This is a genomic window from Citrobacter sp. S-77 (genome assembly GCF_963864895.1).
In the GTDB taxonomy this organism is placed as follows: Bacteria; Pseudomonadota; Gammaproteobacteria; order Enterobacterales; family Enterobacteriaceae; genus Citrobacter; species Citrobacter murliniae.
Genome location: NZ_CAWLWU010000002.1, coordinates 1,205,597 through 1,221,834, shown reverse-complemented (window position 1 = coordinate 1,221,834; position 16,238 = coordinate 1,205,597). Strand labels below are relative to the sequence as shown.

Sequence of the window (16,238 nt, the reverse complement as noted above, 5' to 3'; positions counted from 1 at the left end):
TTCGGCTCCTTTTCTGGTTACGCGTTTTTCAGCACTTCGCTGACAATCTCAACCGCTTCTTTTTCAATCTGCTTGCGGTGTTCTTCACCCAGGAAGCTCTCGCAGTAGATTTTATAGGCGTCTTCAGTACCTGACGGACGTGCGGCAAACCAGCCATTGTCAGTCATCACTTTCAGACCGCCGATAGAAGCACCATTGCCTGGCGCCGCCGTCAGACGCGCGGTGATCGGATCACCCGCCAGCGTGCTGGCACTGACCATCTCCGGAGAGAGTTTAGACAGCGCTGCTTTCTGCGCGGAGGTCGCGCTTGCCTGCAAACGGTTATAGCTCGGCGCACCAAAACGCGCGGCCAGCTCGTTGTAATGCTCTTGCGGGTTCTTACCGGTCACGGCAGTAATTTCGGCCGCCAGCAGACACATAATGATCCCGTCTTTGTCGGTCGACCACGGTGTACCGTCGAAACGCAGGAAAGAAGCCCCCGCGCTCTCCTCGCCGCCGAAGCCGAAGCTACCGTCGAACAGGCCATCAACAAACCATTTAAAGCCAACCGGTACTTCAACCAGTTTACGTCCTAAATCATTCACCACACGGTCAATCATCGCTGAAGACACCAGCGTTTTGCCAACGGCAACGTCTTCGCCCCACTGCGGGCGATGCTGGAACAGATAGTTGATCGCGACTGCCAGATAGTGGTTCGGGTTCATCAACCCGGCCGGAGTGACGATGCCGTGACGGTCATAATCTGGATCGTTAGCAAATGCCAGATCGAACTTATCACGTAGCGCCAGCAGACCCGCCATCGCACACTCGGAAGAGCAGTCCATACGGATAGCACCGTCTTTGTCGAGATGCATAAAGCGGAAGGTCTGATCAACCTGATCGTTAACAATGGTCAGATTCAGTTTGTAGTGCTCGGCAATACGCTTCCAGTATTCGATACCGGAGCCACCCAGCGGATCGACACCCAGCGTCAGACCCGCTTTTTGAATCGCTGCCATATCGACAATATCTGCAAGCCCTTCCACGAACGGCTGCACAAGATCCTGTTCTTTCACGTGACCCGACGCCAGCGCCGCATCCAGTGAAATTCGCTTAACACCGTTAAGTCCATCAGCCAGCAGCGCGTTGGCACGATCTTCCACCACTTTAGTGACGTTGGTATCTGCCGGACCACCGTTTGGCGGGTTGTATTTAATGCCACCATCTTCCGGCGGGTTGTGAGACGGCGTGATGACAATGCCATCAGCCAGCGGGCCGCCTTTTTTGTTGTGGACCAGGATTGCATTTGACACGGCAGGCGTTGGCGTAAAGCCGTTATTTTCCTGCACGATGACATCAACACCGTTTGCCGCCAACACTTCCAGTACAGAGATAAATGCCGGTTCAGACAGCGCATGGGTGTCTTTGCCCACATAACAAGGCCCGGTAATCCCGTTTTTCGCACGTTCTTCGGCAATGGCCTGGGCGATTGCCAAAATATGCGGCTCGTTAAAACTGTGACGACCTGCACTACCACGATGCCCGGATGTCCCGAACTTAACGGCGTGCTCAGCATTCCCGGCTGTTGGTTTCAGTACATAGTACTGTGCCGTCAGTTGGGCGACGTTAATCAAATCACTCTGTTGTGCAGGCTGACCTGCACGCTTGTGGATTGCCATTGCCTGGTCCCTCTAATGCAAGGATTAAATTGTTCCGCAAACCTTTTCAATCAATTCCGCAGGGAATTGCATTGACTGCATGATGTGTTCAACCATGCTGCATTTGCGGCCGGTATTCGTGTTGGTGATCACCCAGTACGGTGTGCCAGGCACATGTTTCGGCTTGGTTTGATTACCATTTTTCAGCAGCGTCTGTTCATCCGCTGCAAAATAGACGCGTGTGCGACCGTGTAACGACTCCGTTGCTTCAGCAAACGCGTGCTGATCCAGTGAATAGAGTGTAGACAGCACCAGCATAAAGCGATTCACTGCTTTTTTCTGTTCCGCATATTCATCGGAAAGCAGCAGTTCACGCATGGCGCGCACTTTATCTTTAACGGGGTCGACCGGCTTGGCTTCCACGACAGGTTGCACGGCGCGGACTTCTTTTACCACCGGAGTGGCAGGCTGTGATGCGGCAGAAAACTTCAACATACGCCGTAAAATGTCGGATGCGCTCTCGCCGATATGCTTGGTGTGGCTGGCAATATAGCTATAGAGTTCATCATCAACTTCAATCGTTTTCATCTTAATCCAGTGCGGTGTCTTAGCTGAATACAAGTTGTTGGGATTATTACACCTAGTGTAAAGGCAAATCCCAACAGCGGATAGCGTCAAGCCTGATGGCCAGAAAAACTCGGAGTAACCGTAGTTGTTGCAGCCCTGTGGCAGAATGGTCAACATGATACCCTAACCCGCTAGTGTGAAAAAAAGAACTTTGCCATGAAATTGAATATCCGAGCGCAATCTGCACAAAACCTGCACAATAATTCCCCCATCGTCCTGGTTCACGGTCTGTTTGGCAGCCTGGATAACCTGGGCATACTGGCACGTGACCTGGTAGTCGATCACGACATCATTCAGGTTGATATGCGAAATCACGGGCTCTCCCCTCGTTCGCCAGAGATGAATTACCCGGCCATGGCGCAAGACCTGTTGGATACACTGGACGCCCAACAAATAGAAAAAGCGACTTTTATTGGTCACTCAATGGGGGGCAAAGCGGTGATGGCGCTAACCGCGCTGGCACCTGAACGTATCGATCAACTGGTGGCTATCGATATTGCACCGGTTGACTACCATGTCCGTCGTCACGATGAGATCTTTGCGGCGATTAATGCCGTGACGGATGCACAAGCCGCATCACGCCAGCAGGCGGCAAGCGTGATGCGCCAGTACCTGAAAGAAGAAGGCGTAATCCAGTTTCTGCTGAAATCCTTTGTTGACGGCGAGTGGCGTTTCAATGTCCCCGCATTGTGGGACCAGTATCCTCATATTGTGGGCTGGGAAACCATACCTGCATGGGATCATCCGGCGCTGTTCATCCCTGGTGGAAACTCGCCGTATGTTACCGAAGCGTACCGTGACCAATTACTGGCGCAATTCCCTCAGGCAAGGGCGCATGTTATTGCAGGTGCAGGCCACTGGGTACACGCAGAAAAACCAGATGCGGTCCTACGCGCCATCCGTCGTTATCTGACGGACAAGGCCAACTGATTAAAAACTCAGCGTCCGCGCGCGATTACGTGCGTGGGCGTTGGCGCGCCCCCCCTGCTGATGTATGATGGCGCGCTATCCATCCGGGCAGACGCCTGGCTGATTGTTTCCCCGAAGTCACCAAGATCATGGCCAAAGAACAAACGGACCGTACGACATTAGATCTGTTCGCGCAGGAGCGTCGCCCGGGACGACCCAAAACCAATCCGCTTTCGCGTGATGAACAGTTACGTATTAATAAACGTAATCAGCTTAAACGCGACAAAGTTCGCGGGCTTAAGCGTGTCGAACTGAAACTGAATGCCGACGCCGTTGACGCTCTGAACGAGCTGGCGGACGCGCGTAACATGAGTCGCAGTGAACTCATCGAAGAGATGCTGATGAACCAACTCACCACGTTGCGTGGTCAGGCATAGTCTGAATTTCTGCTCTAAATCATAAATCGTGTAGCACAGAGTGCAGTCCCGCGTGTTTGCTGTTTCCGCATGCCTGACTGTTCTGCTATGATTGCCCTTATCCGTGGGCATTGCGCCACCACCATTTCAATAAGTTTCAAGAGGTTATTTTACTCATGGCAATCACTGGCATCTTTTTCGGCAGCGACACCGGTAACACCGAAAACATCGCAAAAATGATTCAAAAACAGCTTGGTAAAGACATTGCCGATGTACATGACATTGCAAAAAGCAGCAAAGAAGACCTGGAAGGGTATGACATTCTTCTGCTCGGTATCCCAACCTGGTATTACGGTGAAGCGCAGTGTGACTGGGACGACTTCTTCCCTACTCTCGAAGACATTGATTTTAACGGTAAACTGGTTGCGCTGTTTGGCTGCGGCGACCAGGAAGACTACGCAGAATATTTCTGTGATGCGTTAGGTACCATCCGCGACATCATCGAACCACGCGGCGCAACCATCGTCGGTCACTGGCCAACGGCGGGTTATCACTTTGAAGCGTCTAAAGGCCTGGCTGATGATGACCACTTTGTCGGTCTGGCTATTGATGAAGATCGCCAGCCTGAGCTGACCGCTGAACGCGTAGAAAAATGGGTTAAACAGATTTCTGAAGAGCTGCATCTCGACGAAATCATTAACGCCTGATTTCATGCGGCGTAGAAACGTATCTACGCCGCATCAATAGATAAAACCAATCAAAATAATTGCTACAAATTTGTAACTTTCTCGCCTGACCCTGTACAATGGCTGGATGCCAATCGGGTATTGCACAGAGTGTTTGTCGGCGATACCACGTTTTGATTAACAATATTTGCCAGAGACTTGCTGTTTTCATTTAGACATGGCAGTTCTATAATGATACGCATTATCTCAAGTGCAATTTCTGTCACTTCTGTTAATGAAGTGAACCGCTTAGCTACAGGACAGATTCCGCATGACTGACAATAATACCGCATTAAAGAAGGCTGGCCTGAAAGTAACGCTTCCTCGTTTAAAAATTCTGGAAGTTCTTCAGGAACCGGATAACCATCACGTCAGTGCGGAAGACTTATACAAACGCCTGATAGACATGGGTGAAGAGATTGGTCTGGCGACCGTGTATCGCGTGCTGAACCAATTTGATGATGCCGGTATTGTAACCCGCCATAATTTTGAAGGTGGCAAATCCGTCTTCGAATTAACCCAACAGCATCATCATGATCACCTGATTTGCCTCGACTGTGGCAAAGTGGTCGAATTCAGCGATGATTCCATCGAAGCGCGTCAGCGTGAGATTGCGGCTAAACATGGTATTCGCTTAACCAACCATAGCCTCTATCTGTACGGTCACTGCGCTGAAGGCGATTGCCGCGAAGATGAGCATGCGCACGACGCCAAATAATATGATGTTTTCTGAAAAGCCAACCCTGCGGTTGGCTTTTTTTATAAGCTAAACCTGGCCGGGGGCCTCTTCCTTTCGGGTCAATGCAGCTTTAATGTAAAATTCACCCTACCTCATCGGAGAGCCGAAATGGAGCTTCGCCAGCTACGCTATTATGTTCGCATTGTAGAAACCGGCAGTATGGGCAGCGCGGCGCTCGATCTCAATATTGGTGTTTCGGCTCTCAGCCAGCAAATGACCCGGCTGGAAAACGAACTCGCTATTCGCCTGCTGCAACGAACCTCTCGTGGCGTGACGCCCACCAGCGCCGGACTGGCTTTTTACTCCCAGGCACAACTGGCATTACGTCACGCAGACGATGCGATCCTCGCGGCTCGAGAGGCCCGGCTTTCCGGACACGTCAGCGTCGGAATGGCTCCCAGTACCGCATCCGTGCTCGGTGTGCCTTTCATTAATGCAATGCGGGAAAACTATGCAGATGTCCGCCTGCATGTGGTGGAAAGCCTCTCCGGTAACCTGGAGCGGATGATTAATACCCGCCAAATTGATTTAGCAGTGGTGTTTCAAAAGGAAAAAATCCTGCGCTGGAGCGCCAGACCGATTCTCGAAGAACGGCTATTTTTGATTGGCACCCATGCTTTACTGGATGATATTACGGATGACAATATCGCCCCTGCCCAGCTGGTTAATATTCCATTGATAATGCCAAGCCCGGGTCACGGCCTGCGCGGCAGACTGGATGCCATCTGCCAGGAACATGCTCTGAACATTGAGATCACTACAGAAATTGATGGTCTGACGCTGTTGATAAGCGCCGTTCGCAGTGGAATCGGTGCCACATTACAACCCGGCGCGGCGATTTCGCATCTCGATAAAGAGACGCTAAGAGTGATCGGCGTCCATAATCCAATACTTAGCCGCCCTAATTTTCTTGTCAGCCTTTCTGATGATGAACTTACCCCCGCAGGTCTCGCTGCCCGCGTGATACTGACCAAAGTGATGTGTCAACTGGTGGAAGCAGGAAGCTGGCCAGGCGCAATTCTTTACAATAACTAAAGGGCTATTTAGCATCACAGCGTAGCGCCCACACAACTTACACGTATACATTTTAATTACAAATTTAACAATTAGTTAAATGGTAATGGAGTATACGATGGTTGATGTTCTGGTGATTGGCGGCGGCAATGCCGCATTATGTGCCGCCTTAACCGCCCGGGAGCAAGGGGCTTCTGTATTACTGCTCGAAGCAGCCCCCCGAGAATGGCGCGGAGGGAATTCCCAACACACGCGTAATTTACGCTGTATGCATGATGCCCCACAGGATGTCCTGGTGGAGAGCTATCCAGAAGAGGAGTTCTGGCAGGATCTCTGGCGTGTAACTGAAGGAAATACCAACGAAGCACTGGCGCGGTTGGTAATACGTACCTCTTCGCAATGTCGCGACTGGATGCGCCAGCACGGCGTTAATTTTCAACCCCCTCTTTCCGGTGCTTTGCATGTGGCACGCACTAACGCCTTCTTTATGGGCGGCGGAAAAGCTCTCGTGAATGCCTATTATCGCAGCGCAGAAAAGCTGGGCGTGCAAATTCGCTATAACACACCGGTCCAGGCGCTAGAACTGCATAATGGCGAGTTCGTAGCGGCACTGGCAGGCAAAGAGCGCATTGTGGCTAAGTCCTGCGTGCTTGCCGCCGGGGGGTTTGAATCTAACCGCGAATGGCTGCGGGAGGCGTGGGGCAAGAATGCCCGCGGCGAGTGGCCTGCGGATAACTTTCTTATTCGCGGCACACGCTTTAACCAGGGCGTACTGCTTAAATTTATGATCGATGCCGGGGCGGACATTGTCGGCGATCCCTCCCAGTCACACTGCGTGGCGATTGACGCCAGAGCACCATTATACGATGGCGGAATTTGCACCCGTGTGGACTGTGTCTCGCTGGGCATAGTGGTAAATCGTGATGCTGAACGTTTTTATGATGAAGGCGAAGATTTCTGGCCAAAACGTTACGCTATCTGGGGACGGCTGGTTGCCCATCAGCCCGGACAAATTGGCTACTCCATTATCGACAGTAAAGCGATCGGCCACTTCATGCCTCCGGTCTTTCCTGGCGCACAGGCCAATACGCTGACAGAGCTTGCTCGCCAGTTGGGACTGGATGCCGAACGCTTTACCCACACCATCATGCAGTACAACAGCGCCTGCCTGCCTGGGCAATTCGATCACACCACGCTGGATAACTGCGCAACACAAGGTCTGACACCGGCGAAAACCCACTGGGCACGACCATTAGATACGCCACCTTACTATGGCTATGCCTTACGCCCGGGGATCACCTTCACCTATCTGGGGCTGAAAGTGGACGAACATGCCGCAGTACACTTTGCCGGACAGCCAAGCCGCAACCTGTTCGTTGCCGGAGAGATGATGGCGGGCAACGTGCTGGGTAAAGGCTATACCGCTGGTGTAGGAATGTCTATCGGCACAACTTTTGGCTGTATTGCCGGAAAAGAGGCCGCCCTGGCTGCACAAAAGGAGGCTCATCATGAAGCAGCTTGAGAAATTGATCATTGAAGCGCAAATTCTCACCGAGCCGGAAGCAGAGGTTGAACGTGTGATGCAGGTCTGTAATGCCTGCCGCTATTGCGAAGGTTTTTGCGCAGTTTTTCCGGCAATGACTCAGCGTCTGGAATTTGGTAAAGCGGATATAAACTATCTGGCAAACTTGTGCCATAACTGTGGTGCTTGTCTGCACGCCTGCCAATATGCTCCGCCCCATGAATTTGCTCTCAATGTACCGAAAGCGATGGCGGAAGTACGGCTGGAAACCTATCAGCACTACGCCCAACCCGCGGCCTTTGGCGCGCTTTATCATCGGGCAGGCGTAACCACGACGCTGTCGCTGGTTTTCGGCCTTATCGTGTTTCTGCTCCTCGCCATGGGTTTAAAGGGTTCATTACTCCATCCTCCACTGGCCGGGGATTTCTATCAAATTTTTCCGCATAACCTGCTGGCATGGATGTTTGGCTCTGTTTTTGTCCTGGCAATAGGTTTGCTTATGGCAGGCGTGATCCGCTTCTGGCGAGAGATCTCCCCGGGTATGCCGCGTTCCGCGGAAATTGCTGAAGCCTCACACAATGCGCTGACGTTGAAATATCTCGACGGTGGGCACGGCAAAGGTTGTAACGAAGCGGATGATGCCTTCACTCTGATGCGTCGCCGTTTCCATCACTTCACCTTCTACGGTTTTATGCTCTGCTTTGCCGCCACCATCGTAGCGACGGGCTATCACTACTTCGCAGGTATAGAAGCACCCTACCCGTTCTTTAGTCTTCCAGTGATCCTTGGCACCTTGGGCGGTATTGGTTTAGTTGTAGGCCCTGCTGGCTTGTTATGGCTGAATCTTAAGCGCTCACCGCTACATGGTGACGCGCGGCAAAAACCAATGGATCGCGGTTTTATTTTGCTGCTGCTACTGACCAGCCTGACTGGTTTAGCGTTGCTGGCAGGTAGAGACACCTCCTGGATGGCTATTCTGCTGGCCATTCATCTCGGCGTAGTCATGGCACTCTTTCTGACCATTCCTTACGGAAAATTTGCCCACGGATTTTACCGCTGCGCTTCCTTACTCAAGTGGGCAATAGAAAGACGGCGCGGAAAACAGGCGGGAGTCGCAGGCGACTAACCCACACACTCTTACCTCTATAAAAACAAGATAAAGACAATGGAGAGCAAACCCAATGACACAACAACCATCGCGCGCTGGTACTTTCGGCGCAATACTGCGGGTAACCAGCGGTAATTTCCTCGAACAGTTCGACTTTTTTCTGTTCGGTTTTTACGCCACCTATATTGCAAAAACGTTCTTTCCCGCAGAGAGTGAATTTGCTGGCCTGATGCTGACCTTTGCCGTTTTCGGTTCGGGCTTCTTAATGCGACCTGTTGGTGCAATTGTACTGGGAGCTTACATAGACAGAATTGGTCGCCGTAAAGGGCTGATGGTGACGCTCGCGATTATGGGCTGCGGTACCCTGCTAATTGCCCTGGTTCCCGGCTATCAAAGTATCGGTCTGTTGGCCCCTGCGCTGGTATTACTGGGACGATTATTGCAGGGATTCTCTGCTGGTGTGGAGTTAGGAGGCGTCTCTGTTTATCTTTCTGAAATTGCCACACCGGGGAATAAAGGCTTCTACACCAGTTGGCAGTCTGCCAGTCAACAGGTTGCCATTGTGGTGGCGGCTCTGATTGGTTACGGTCTGAACGCCACGCTGGCGCACGATGAGATCTCTGAATGGGGATGGCGCATTCCATTTTTTATTGGTTGCATGATTATTCCTTTGATTTTCGTTCTCCGCCGCTCGCTTCAGGAGACTGACGCATTTTTACAACGCACGCACCGTCCCGACACCAGGGAAATTTTCACCACTATCATCAAAAATTGGCGCCTCATCACAGCGGGTACGCTGCTGGTGGCAATGACCACTACCACATTTTACTTTATCACCGTTTATACCCCGACCTACGGCAGAGCCGTGCTACACCTCAGCGCCCGCGACAGCCTTATTGTCACCATGCTGGTCGGTATTTCTAACTTTATCTGGCTGCCAATTGGAGGTGCAATTTCAGACCGAATTGGCCGTCGTCCGGTGCTGATGGGTATTACCGTGCTCGCATTGATCACCACCTGGCCTGTAATGCACTGGCTGACTGCCGCGCCAGATTTCACCCGTATGACGTTGGTACTGCTTTGGTTCTCGTTCTTTTTTGGCATGTACAACGGGGCAATGGTTGCAGCGCTCACTGAGGTGATGCCTGTTTATGTACGTACAGTGGGTTTTTCACTGGCTTTCAGTCTTGCCACTGCTATTTTTGGCGGTCTGACGCCAGTAATATCAACAGCGTTGGTTCAGTTAACAGGAGATAAAAGTTCACCTGGATGGTGGCTGATGTGTGCAGCACTTTGCGGGCTCTCCGCCACGGCAATGCTGTTTGTCCGTTTAAGCCGAAATTATCAACCGGCAGACAATAAACTCTGAAATGCAGACGGGCGGAGAAATATCTCCGCCCGTTTTGTTCGAACCGCGTTTTATTTTGCCGAGTTCTTGCTGCGAATTTCCTGCCAGACCTTGTCACAATCGGCAGAGACAGCCTGATCGTTGCCCGTGCGCGTAGCCTGAATACACTGCTGGTAATCCAGCACGCGAACACTTTCTTCATTGGCAAACTGCTGGTGCTGCTTTTCTTTCTTCAGCACGTTTAACACGCTTTGGCAGGCCTCTATTTTCTCCGGTGAGCCCTGCGCGGTATTAATGCATGCGCTGTAGGCTTCTTTAAGACGGCTATCTTCTTTCGGTGCCGGTGATTGTGCACAGGCCACCAGCCCCGATGCCATAACGGTGATGAGTATCAATTTTTTCATAGCACACTCCTCAACAATGCGGCAGGCACCAGGCCCGCCGCTGTTGGCATTAGAAGATGGTGAACGGAGCAATAACGATGAACTTCACGTCACGCTCATCCTGGAAGATGTTGCCGTAACCACCACCCCAGCTCGGAATGTTTGAATGGTTGTCGTACTCGGTGAAGTGCAGTTTAAACATAGTGCCCTTCGCACGACCGTCCTGCAGGGTGTAGACCGCATCCAGGCTGTAAGATGATTCTTCGATAGTACGATTTTTGTCGTAGTACGCATCCGGGTTGATCTGCCAGGTAGATGGCTTGGCATCCCATGCGTAAACGTATGATGCACCCACAGCCCAGCCAGGCAGGTTCCAGTTCTTCAGGTCGTACATCGCACCGAAGAAGACGGCCTTTTCACCGTTGGCGTTGAAGTCAGAACGGTTATCCCACCAGATATCCAGACGACCGTTTGAAGACGCATACGTCGGGGTCATACGCTGCAGGAAGTAACCTTGCTGCCCGTCTGCTTTAACCCAGGTTCCTTCCAGTCGCAGATCAACCACTTCCGCCACTTTGTAGCCGAAGGTCAGCGCCTGCAGCCAGGCTGTACCGTCATAAATGTTGCTAGCGGTGCGGTCATCAACCTTGTCACGCGCACCATAGAACTGATAGCTGGTAGTAAACGGATTGCCGCCTAAATCAAATTTGTAACTGGCTTTAGCGAAGTATTGATCAACATAGCCTTCGGACTGACCAAATGCCGCTTCAAGCAACAGGTTATTTTTGAAATCATATTTAGCGCCGATGGAATGGAGGTAATCAACTTTAGTCTTTTTATCGGCCTGATAGAATTTATCGACTTCGGTGTGCCACGGAGCCTTATATTCGTTTGCCCACATATAGGAGAAGCTCAACGCGCCAGCATCGCCGTAGTCAAAGTTGGCACCAGCTTCAGCACCCTGATAGGTCCCTGGCATAAAGCTCCAGTGCGGAGCCAGCAGAGTCTGCCCGGTAGGTTGAATATAACCGGCACGCGCCCAGGTCGGGCCAAACTTAAATTTCGCCGCCGCTTTATACAGACTTATTCCGCTCTTATCGCCGGAATAATCTTCGTCATAGCCTTTATTTTTTTTCGAGAATGCAATTTCGTTTGGATGCCCGCTGTCGCCATTTTCCGCCATTTCAATTGCGGTAAAAGCAGCCACATCAAGGCCGAACATATCGGCCACATAACCGGACTGGAAATCGAGGTTAGCGTTCCAGGTGGCGTGAGAAAGGTTGGTTTTGTATTTGTCGTCATCGGTAACATCTTTACGGTCACGCTCGCGCTGCCAGTAATAGATGCCGCCAGTCAGTGTTGAATCATCAAAAAAACCTTCGGCTTGCGCCTGGGGAACGACAACCAAACCCGACATTGCTGTAATACCGGCGATAGCCAGCGCCAGCGTACTACGTTTGCCACTAAACGTACGCATATGTTAATCCTCTTTGACGTATAAAATGCTGCCGACTAAAAGCGAACAGCGAAAAAACAAAAATTAAAAAAGTAGCGCTGAGAAAACCTCATTGACTACAATGGATAGACTATTTTTCGCGACGCGAATTATCAATCTCTTTTTGTAACCATTATGTAAGAACATGAGCAACCGCACATATTTCATCGCTTTCTGTTACATTTTCATCGAGAAATAAAAAAGCGTTGAAAAAATGAAAAAATGCTTGTTTTCCATGAAGATGAAATCGGTTTCAGTCCAGAGAAGCTCTTAACTCAAGGTTTTGATTCAAAAATAAGAAATGGAAAAACTCATTCCTGAATAATAATTATTTTGCTCCGCAAACAGAGTTGTTACGTGTTTTCTGGCAAAAAAAACGCCGCAGAATGCGGCGTTTGAAAGGATGTATTGCTGCGGTTTATTCGCCCGCTTTCGCCCACGTATCACGCAGACCAACGGTACGGTTAAATACCAGCTTGTCCGCTGTTGCGTAGCGGCTGTCGAGGCAGAAGTAACCTTCACGTTCAAACTGGAACGCTTTGCTCGCAACTGCAGACTTCAGCGACGGCTCGCCGTAACCCTGTTTGATAACCAGTGACTCAGGATTAATGACGGACAGGAAGTCGTCCGCGGCGCCTGGGTTTGGTACGCTAAACAAACGGTCATACAGGCGGATTTCTATCGGCAGCGCATGTGCAGCGCTAACCCAATGAATAACGCCTTTTACTTTACGCCCATCAGCCGGATCTTTGCTCAGCGTATCAGCATCATAGGTGCAGAAAATAGTGGTGATATTACCTTCTGCATCTTTCTCTACACGCTCGGCTTTAACAACATAAGCATTACGCAGACGGACTTCTTTGCCCATTACCAGACGCTTGTACTGCTTGTTAGCTTCTTCGCGGAAGTCAGCACGATCGATCCAGATTTCACCGCTGAACGGCACTTCACGGCTGCCCATTTCCGGTTTATTCGGATGGTTCGGCATGGTAACCAGTTCGCTTTCACCCTGCGGATAGTTTTCGATAACCAGTTTCACTGGATCAATAACTGCCATCGCGCGCGGAGCGTTTTCGTTCAGATCTTCACGAATACAGGATTCCAGAGAGGCTATCTCAATGGTGTTGTCCTGCTTGGTCACGCCGATGCGTTTGCAGAACTCACGGATAGCAGCGGCCGTGTAACCACGACGACGCAAACCAGAGATAGTCGGCATACGCGGATCGTCCCAGCCTTCAACATGCTTGTCGGTAACCAGCAGGTTCAGCTTACGCTTGGACATCACGGTGTATTCCAGATTCAGGCGCGAGAATTCGTACTGGCGCGGATGAACCGGAATAGTGATGTTATCCAGCACCCAGTCATACAGACGACGGTTGTCCTGGAATTCCAGCGTACACAGTGAATGCGTGATACCTTCCAGCGCATCGCTGATGCAGTGGGTAAAGTCGTACATCGGATAGATGCACCACTTGTTACCGGTCTGATGATGCTCGGCAAACTTAATGCGGTACAGCACCGGATCGCGCATAACGATAAACGGTGAAGCCATGTCGATTTTCGCACGCAGGCAGGCTTTACCTTCTTCAAAGCCACCGGTACGCATTTTTTCGAACAGTTCAAGGTTCTCTTCGACGCTACGATCGCGGAACGGACTGTTTTTGCCCGGCTGGGTCAGCGTACCGCGGTATTCACGGATTTCGTCAGCAGAAAGTTCGTCGACGTACGCCAAACCTTTGTTGATAAGCTCTACCGCATAAGCGTGCAGTTGATCGAAGTAATCCGAAGAGTAGCGAATATCGCCAGTCCAGTGAAAACCTAACCATTCAACGTCATTTTTAATCGATTCAACGTACTCGATGTCTTCTTTAACCGGGTTCGTATCATCAAAACGCAGGTTGCACTGGCCCTGGTAGTCTTGCGCAATACCAAAGTTCAGACAGATGGATTTCGCGTGGCCAATGTGCAGATAGCCATTTGGCTCCGGCGGAAAACGGGTATGGATAGTGGTGTGCTTACCACTGGCCAGATCTTCATCGATGATCTGACGAATAAAGTTACTCGGGCGGGCTTCAGCCTCACTCATCGTGGATTCCTCAAAGCGTAAACAACGTATAACGGCGTATGATCTTATAACCCGGACAGACTGACAACCCTTAGTTACGCAAAATACGTATCAGACAGGCATTATGGGGGCAATTGCTGCAAAAAAAAGCGGCGGAGGATAATCCCCCGCCGCTTAAATATCGCGTGTTAGTTGTCGGATCGCGGCGCTTTGCGCCTTATCCGGCTACAGCGATTATTTACTTTTAATTTCGTACAGTGGCGTTTGACCTGCAACCACATGACCTTCGGCCTTGATCACCAGACCACCGAAATCATCGCTGTTGCTGCAAACAACCGGGCTAATCATTGAACGTGCATTGGCGTTCAGATACTCCAGATCCATTTCCAGAATAGGTTGACCTGCAGTAACTTCTGCACCTTCTTCAACCAGACGTTTAAAGCCCTTGCCTTCCAGCGCAACGGTATCGATACCCATATGGACAACGATTTCCGCGCCTTTTTCTGTTTCCAGACAGAACGCATGGTTGGTGTTAAAGATCTTCACGATGGTGCCTGCTGCCGGGGAAACAACGATTTTATCCGTCGGTTTCACTGCCACGCCGTCACCTACCGCTTTGCTGGCGAAAGCTTCATCAGGAACTTGCTCCAGGGCAACCACATCACCGGTAATCGGAGAAACCAGTGCTTCGACAGTTACCGCATTCGCGACCGCCTGCGGTTTGACAACCGGAGCCGCTGCTGCTGGTGCACTTTCACCAGACGCTGCTGCAACCGGACCACGGGCCACAACTTTCTTCATCTCGTCGCCGATGGATTCTGCTTTCGCACCCACGATGACCTGGATAGTTTGCTTGTTCAGTTTCACCACACCGGATGCGCCTAAACGTTTACACATCGCATCGTTGACGCGACCAGAGTCGACAACGGTCAGACGCAGACGAGTGATACAGGCGTCAATCGCTTTCAGGTTATCCGTACCGCCAACCGCAGCAATGTAGTTGGTGGCCAGTTGCGCTAAACCTTCTTCGGTATTGCTGTTTGCTTCGTCAGTAACAATTTCGTCTTCTTTATCTTCGCGGCCCGGCGTTTTCAGGTTAAACATGCGAATAACCGCGCTGAACAACACAAAGTAGATGACGAAGAACACCAGCCCCATCGCTACCAGCATCCAGACGTTCTGGCTTGCTGCCGGCAAGTTGTACATCAACACGTAGTCGATAGCACCTGCGGAGAAGGAGAAGCCCGCGTGGATCCCCAGCAGCGTTGCAACGAACAGGCTGATACCCGTTAACAGTGCGTGCAGGAGGTACAGCAATGGTGCCAGGAACATGAACAGGAATTCCAGCGGCTCGGTAACACCGGTCAGGAACGCAGTGATCGCCACAGACAGCAGCATACCGCCAACCATCGGACGACGTGCTTTCGGTGCTGCAAAGTACATCGCCAGCGCCGCACCCGGCAGACCAAACATCATGATCGGGAAGAAGCCTGACATGAACATACCCGCAGTGCCGTCGCCCGCATAGAAGCGGTTGATGTCACCGTGGAATACTGCGCCTGCCGCATTGGTGAATTCACCAATCTGGAACCAGGCAATGGTGTTCAGAACCTGATGCAGACCGGTTGGGATCAGCAGACGGTTGATGAAACCAAAGATACCGGAACCCAGCGCGCCAGCGCCCACGATCCACTCACCACCTGCATGGATAGCGTTCTGCACCGGCGGCCACACGTAGCCGAAGATAGCAGCCAGCACCAGGCAAAAGAAACCGGTGGCGATTGGCACAAAGCGTTTACCGCCGAAGAAGCTCAGGAAGTCAGGCAGTTTGATTCCAGACCAGCGGTTATACACCGCACCACCGACCAGACCGGTAATAATACCTGCCAGCACGCCCATGTTGATCGCCGGGTTGATGGTAACCATTGCTTTGGTCAATATGAAATAACCGACCGCACCTGCCAACGCTGCCGCACCTGCGCTGTCTTTTGACCAGCTGGATGCCACACCGATGGCAAATATTAACGCGAGGTTATCAAAGATGGCCCCACCCGCTTGCGCGATGAAGGGTACGTTAAGCAAATCTGGTTGGCCAAATCGCAGCAACAGTGCCGCGACAGGCAGCACAGCGATGGGGAGCTGTAACGCCCTACCCAGCCGCTGGAAAAAACCTAAAATATTCATTTTATTCCCCCTACGAGACCCCGATTAGGCTCCTTTGAAGCCATATTTTTATTGTGCGACCATTAC

General features: G+C 51.3%; 15 protein-coding genes. 9 read left to right on the top strand and 6 right to left on the bottom strand.

Going from position 1 to position 16,238, the window contains the following annotated elements; genetic code table 11:
- Positions 1-17: 17 nt before the first annotated feature.
- On the bottom strand, positions 18-1,658 hold the full coding sequence (gene pgm / locus AACS05_RS06340; protein WP_045441073.1) for a phosphoglucomutase (alpha-D-glucose-1,6-bisphosphate-dependent): 1,641 nt from the start codon (positions 1,656-1,658) through the stop codon (positions 18-20).
- A 24-nt stretch (positions 1,659-1,682) separates the two neighbouring features.
- Positions 1,683-2,225, bottom strand: a complete 543-nt coding sequence (gene seqA, locus AACS05_RS06335) for a replication initiation negative regulator SeqA (RefSeq protein WP_045441072.1) — start codon at positions 2,223-2,225, stop codon at positions 1,683-1,685.
- 195 nt (positions 2,226-2,420) lie between these two features.
- Between seqA and ybfF the strand changes: the two genes are divergently transcribed.
- From ybfF to AACS05_RS06290, 9 genes are all read left to right on the top strand, one after another.
- On the top strand, positions 2,421-3,194 hold the full coding sequence (ybfF, locus tag AACS05_RS06330; RefSeq protein ID WP_045441071.1) for an esterase: 774 nt from the start codon (positions 2,421-2,423) through the stop codon (positions 3,192-3,194).
- A 128-nt stretch (positions 3,195-3,322) separates the two neighbouring features.
- Positions 3,323-3,610, top strand: a complete 288-nt coding sequence (ybfE, locus tag AACS05_RS06325; RefSeq protein ID WP_045441070.1) for a LexA regulated protein — start codon at positions 3,323-3,325, stop codon at positions 3,608-3,610.
- Between the two features lie 155 nt (positions 3,611-3,765).
- Positions 3,766-4,296 carry a flavodoxin FldA gene (gene fldA / locus AACS05_RS06320; RefSeq protein WP_045441069.1) on the top strand — a complete coding sequence of 177 codons (531 nt, stop codon included), beginning with the start codon at positions 3,766-3,768 and terminating at the stop codon, positions 4,294-4,296.
- A 210-nt stretch (positions 4,297-4,506) separates the two neighbouring features.
- Positions 4,507-4,593, top strand: a complete 87-nt coding sequence (locus AACS05_RS06315) for a ryhB-regulated fur leader peptide (protein ID WP_100247215.1) — start codon at positions 4,507-4,509, stop codon at positions 4,591-4,593.
- On the top strand, positions 4,586-5,032 hold the full coding sequence (gene fur, locus AACS05_RS06310; protein WP_045441068.1) for a ferric iron uptake transcriptional regulator: 447 nt from the start codon (positions 4,586-4,588) through the stop codon (positions 5,030-5,032). The genes AACS05_RS06315 and fur overlap by 8 nt, the downstream gene beginning before the upstream one ends.
- A 129-nt stretch (positions 5,033-5,161) precedes the next feature.
- Positions 5,162-6,088: a tricarballylate utilization LysR family transcriptional regulator TcuR gene (gene tcuR / locus AACS05_RS06305; protein WP_045441067.1), complete on the top strand. Its 927-nt coding sequence runs from the start codon at positions 5,162-5,164 to the stop codon at positions 6,086-6,088.
- A 97-nt stretch (positions 6,089-6,185) separates the two neighbouring features.
- The gene (gene tcuA, locus AACS05_RS06300) at positions 6,186-7,589 is read left to right on the top strand and encodes an FAD-dependent tricarballylate dehydrogenase TcuA (protein WP_045441066.1); all 1,404 of its coding nucleotides are present in this window, start codon (positions 6,186-6,188) and stop codon (positions 7,587-7,589) included.
- Complete coding sequence (tcuB, locus tag AACS05_RS06295; protein WP_045441065.1) at positions 7,576-8,715, top strand: tricarballylate utilization 4Fe-4S protein TcuB; 1,140 nt, start codon at positions 7,576-7,578, stop codon at positions 8,713-8,715. The genes tcuA and tcuB overlap by 14 nt, the downstream gene beginning before the upstream one ends.
- A gap of 55 nt (positions 8,716-8,770) precedes the next feature.
- Positions 8,771-10,066, top strand: coding sequence for an MFS transporter (locus AACS05_RS06290; protein ID WP_045441064.1), 1,296 nt, complete (start codon positions 8,771-8,773; stop codon positions 10,064-10,066).
- 50 nt (positions 10,067-10,116) lie between these two features.
- Here AACS05_RS06290 and chiQ read toward each other — a convergent pair whose 3' ends face one another.
- The 4 genes from chiQ to nagE all read right to left on the bottom strand — a co-directional run bounded on the left by chiQ (position 10,117) and on the right by nagE (position 16,172).
- Complete coding sequence (chiQ, locus tag AACS05_RS06285) at positions 10,117-10,449, bottom strand: ChiQ/YbfN family lipoprotein (RefSeq protein WP_045441063.1); 333 nt, start codon at positions 10,447-10,449, stop codon at positions 10,117-10,119.
- A 49-nt stretch (positions 10,450-10,498) separates the two neighbouring features.
- Positions 10,499-11,905, bottom strand: a complete 1,407-nt coding sequence (gene chiP / locus AACS05_RS06280; protein ID WP_045441062.1) for a chitoporin ChiP — start codon at positions 11,903-11,905, stop codon at positions 10,499-10,501.
- Positions 11,906-12,341: 436 nt separating this feature from the next.
- On the bottom strand, positions 12,342-14,009 hold the full coding sequence (gene glnS / locus AACS05_RS06275; RefSeq protein ID WP_045441061.1) for a glutamine--tRNA ligase: 1,668 nt from the start codon (positions 14,007-14,009) through the stop codon (positions 12,342-12,344).
- Between the two features lie 213 nt (positions 14,010-14,222).
- Positions 14,223-16,172 carry a PTS N-acetyl glucosamine transporter subunit IIABC gene (nagE, locus tag AACS05_RS06270; RefSeq protein WP_045441060.1) on the bottom strand — a complete coding sequence of 650 codons (1,950 nt, stop codon included), beginning with the start codon at positions 16,170-16,172 and terminating at the stop codon, positions 14,223-14,225.
- Positions 16,173-16,238: the final 66 nt, after the last annotated feature.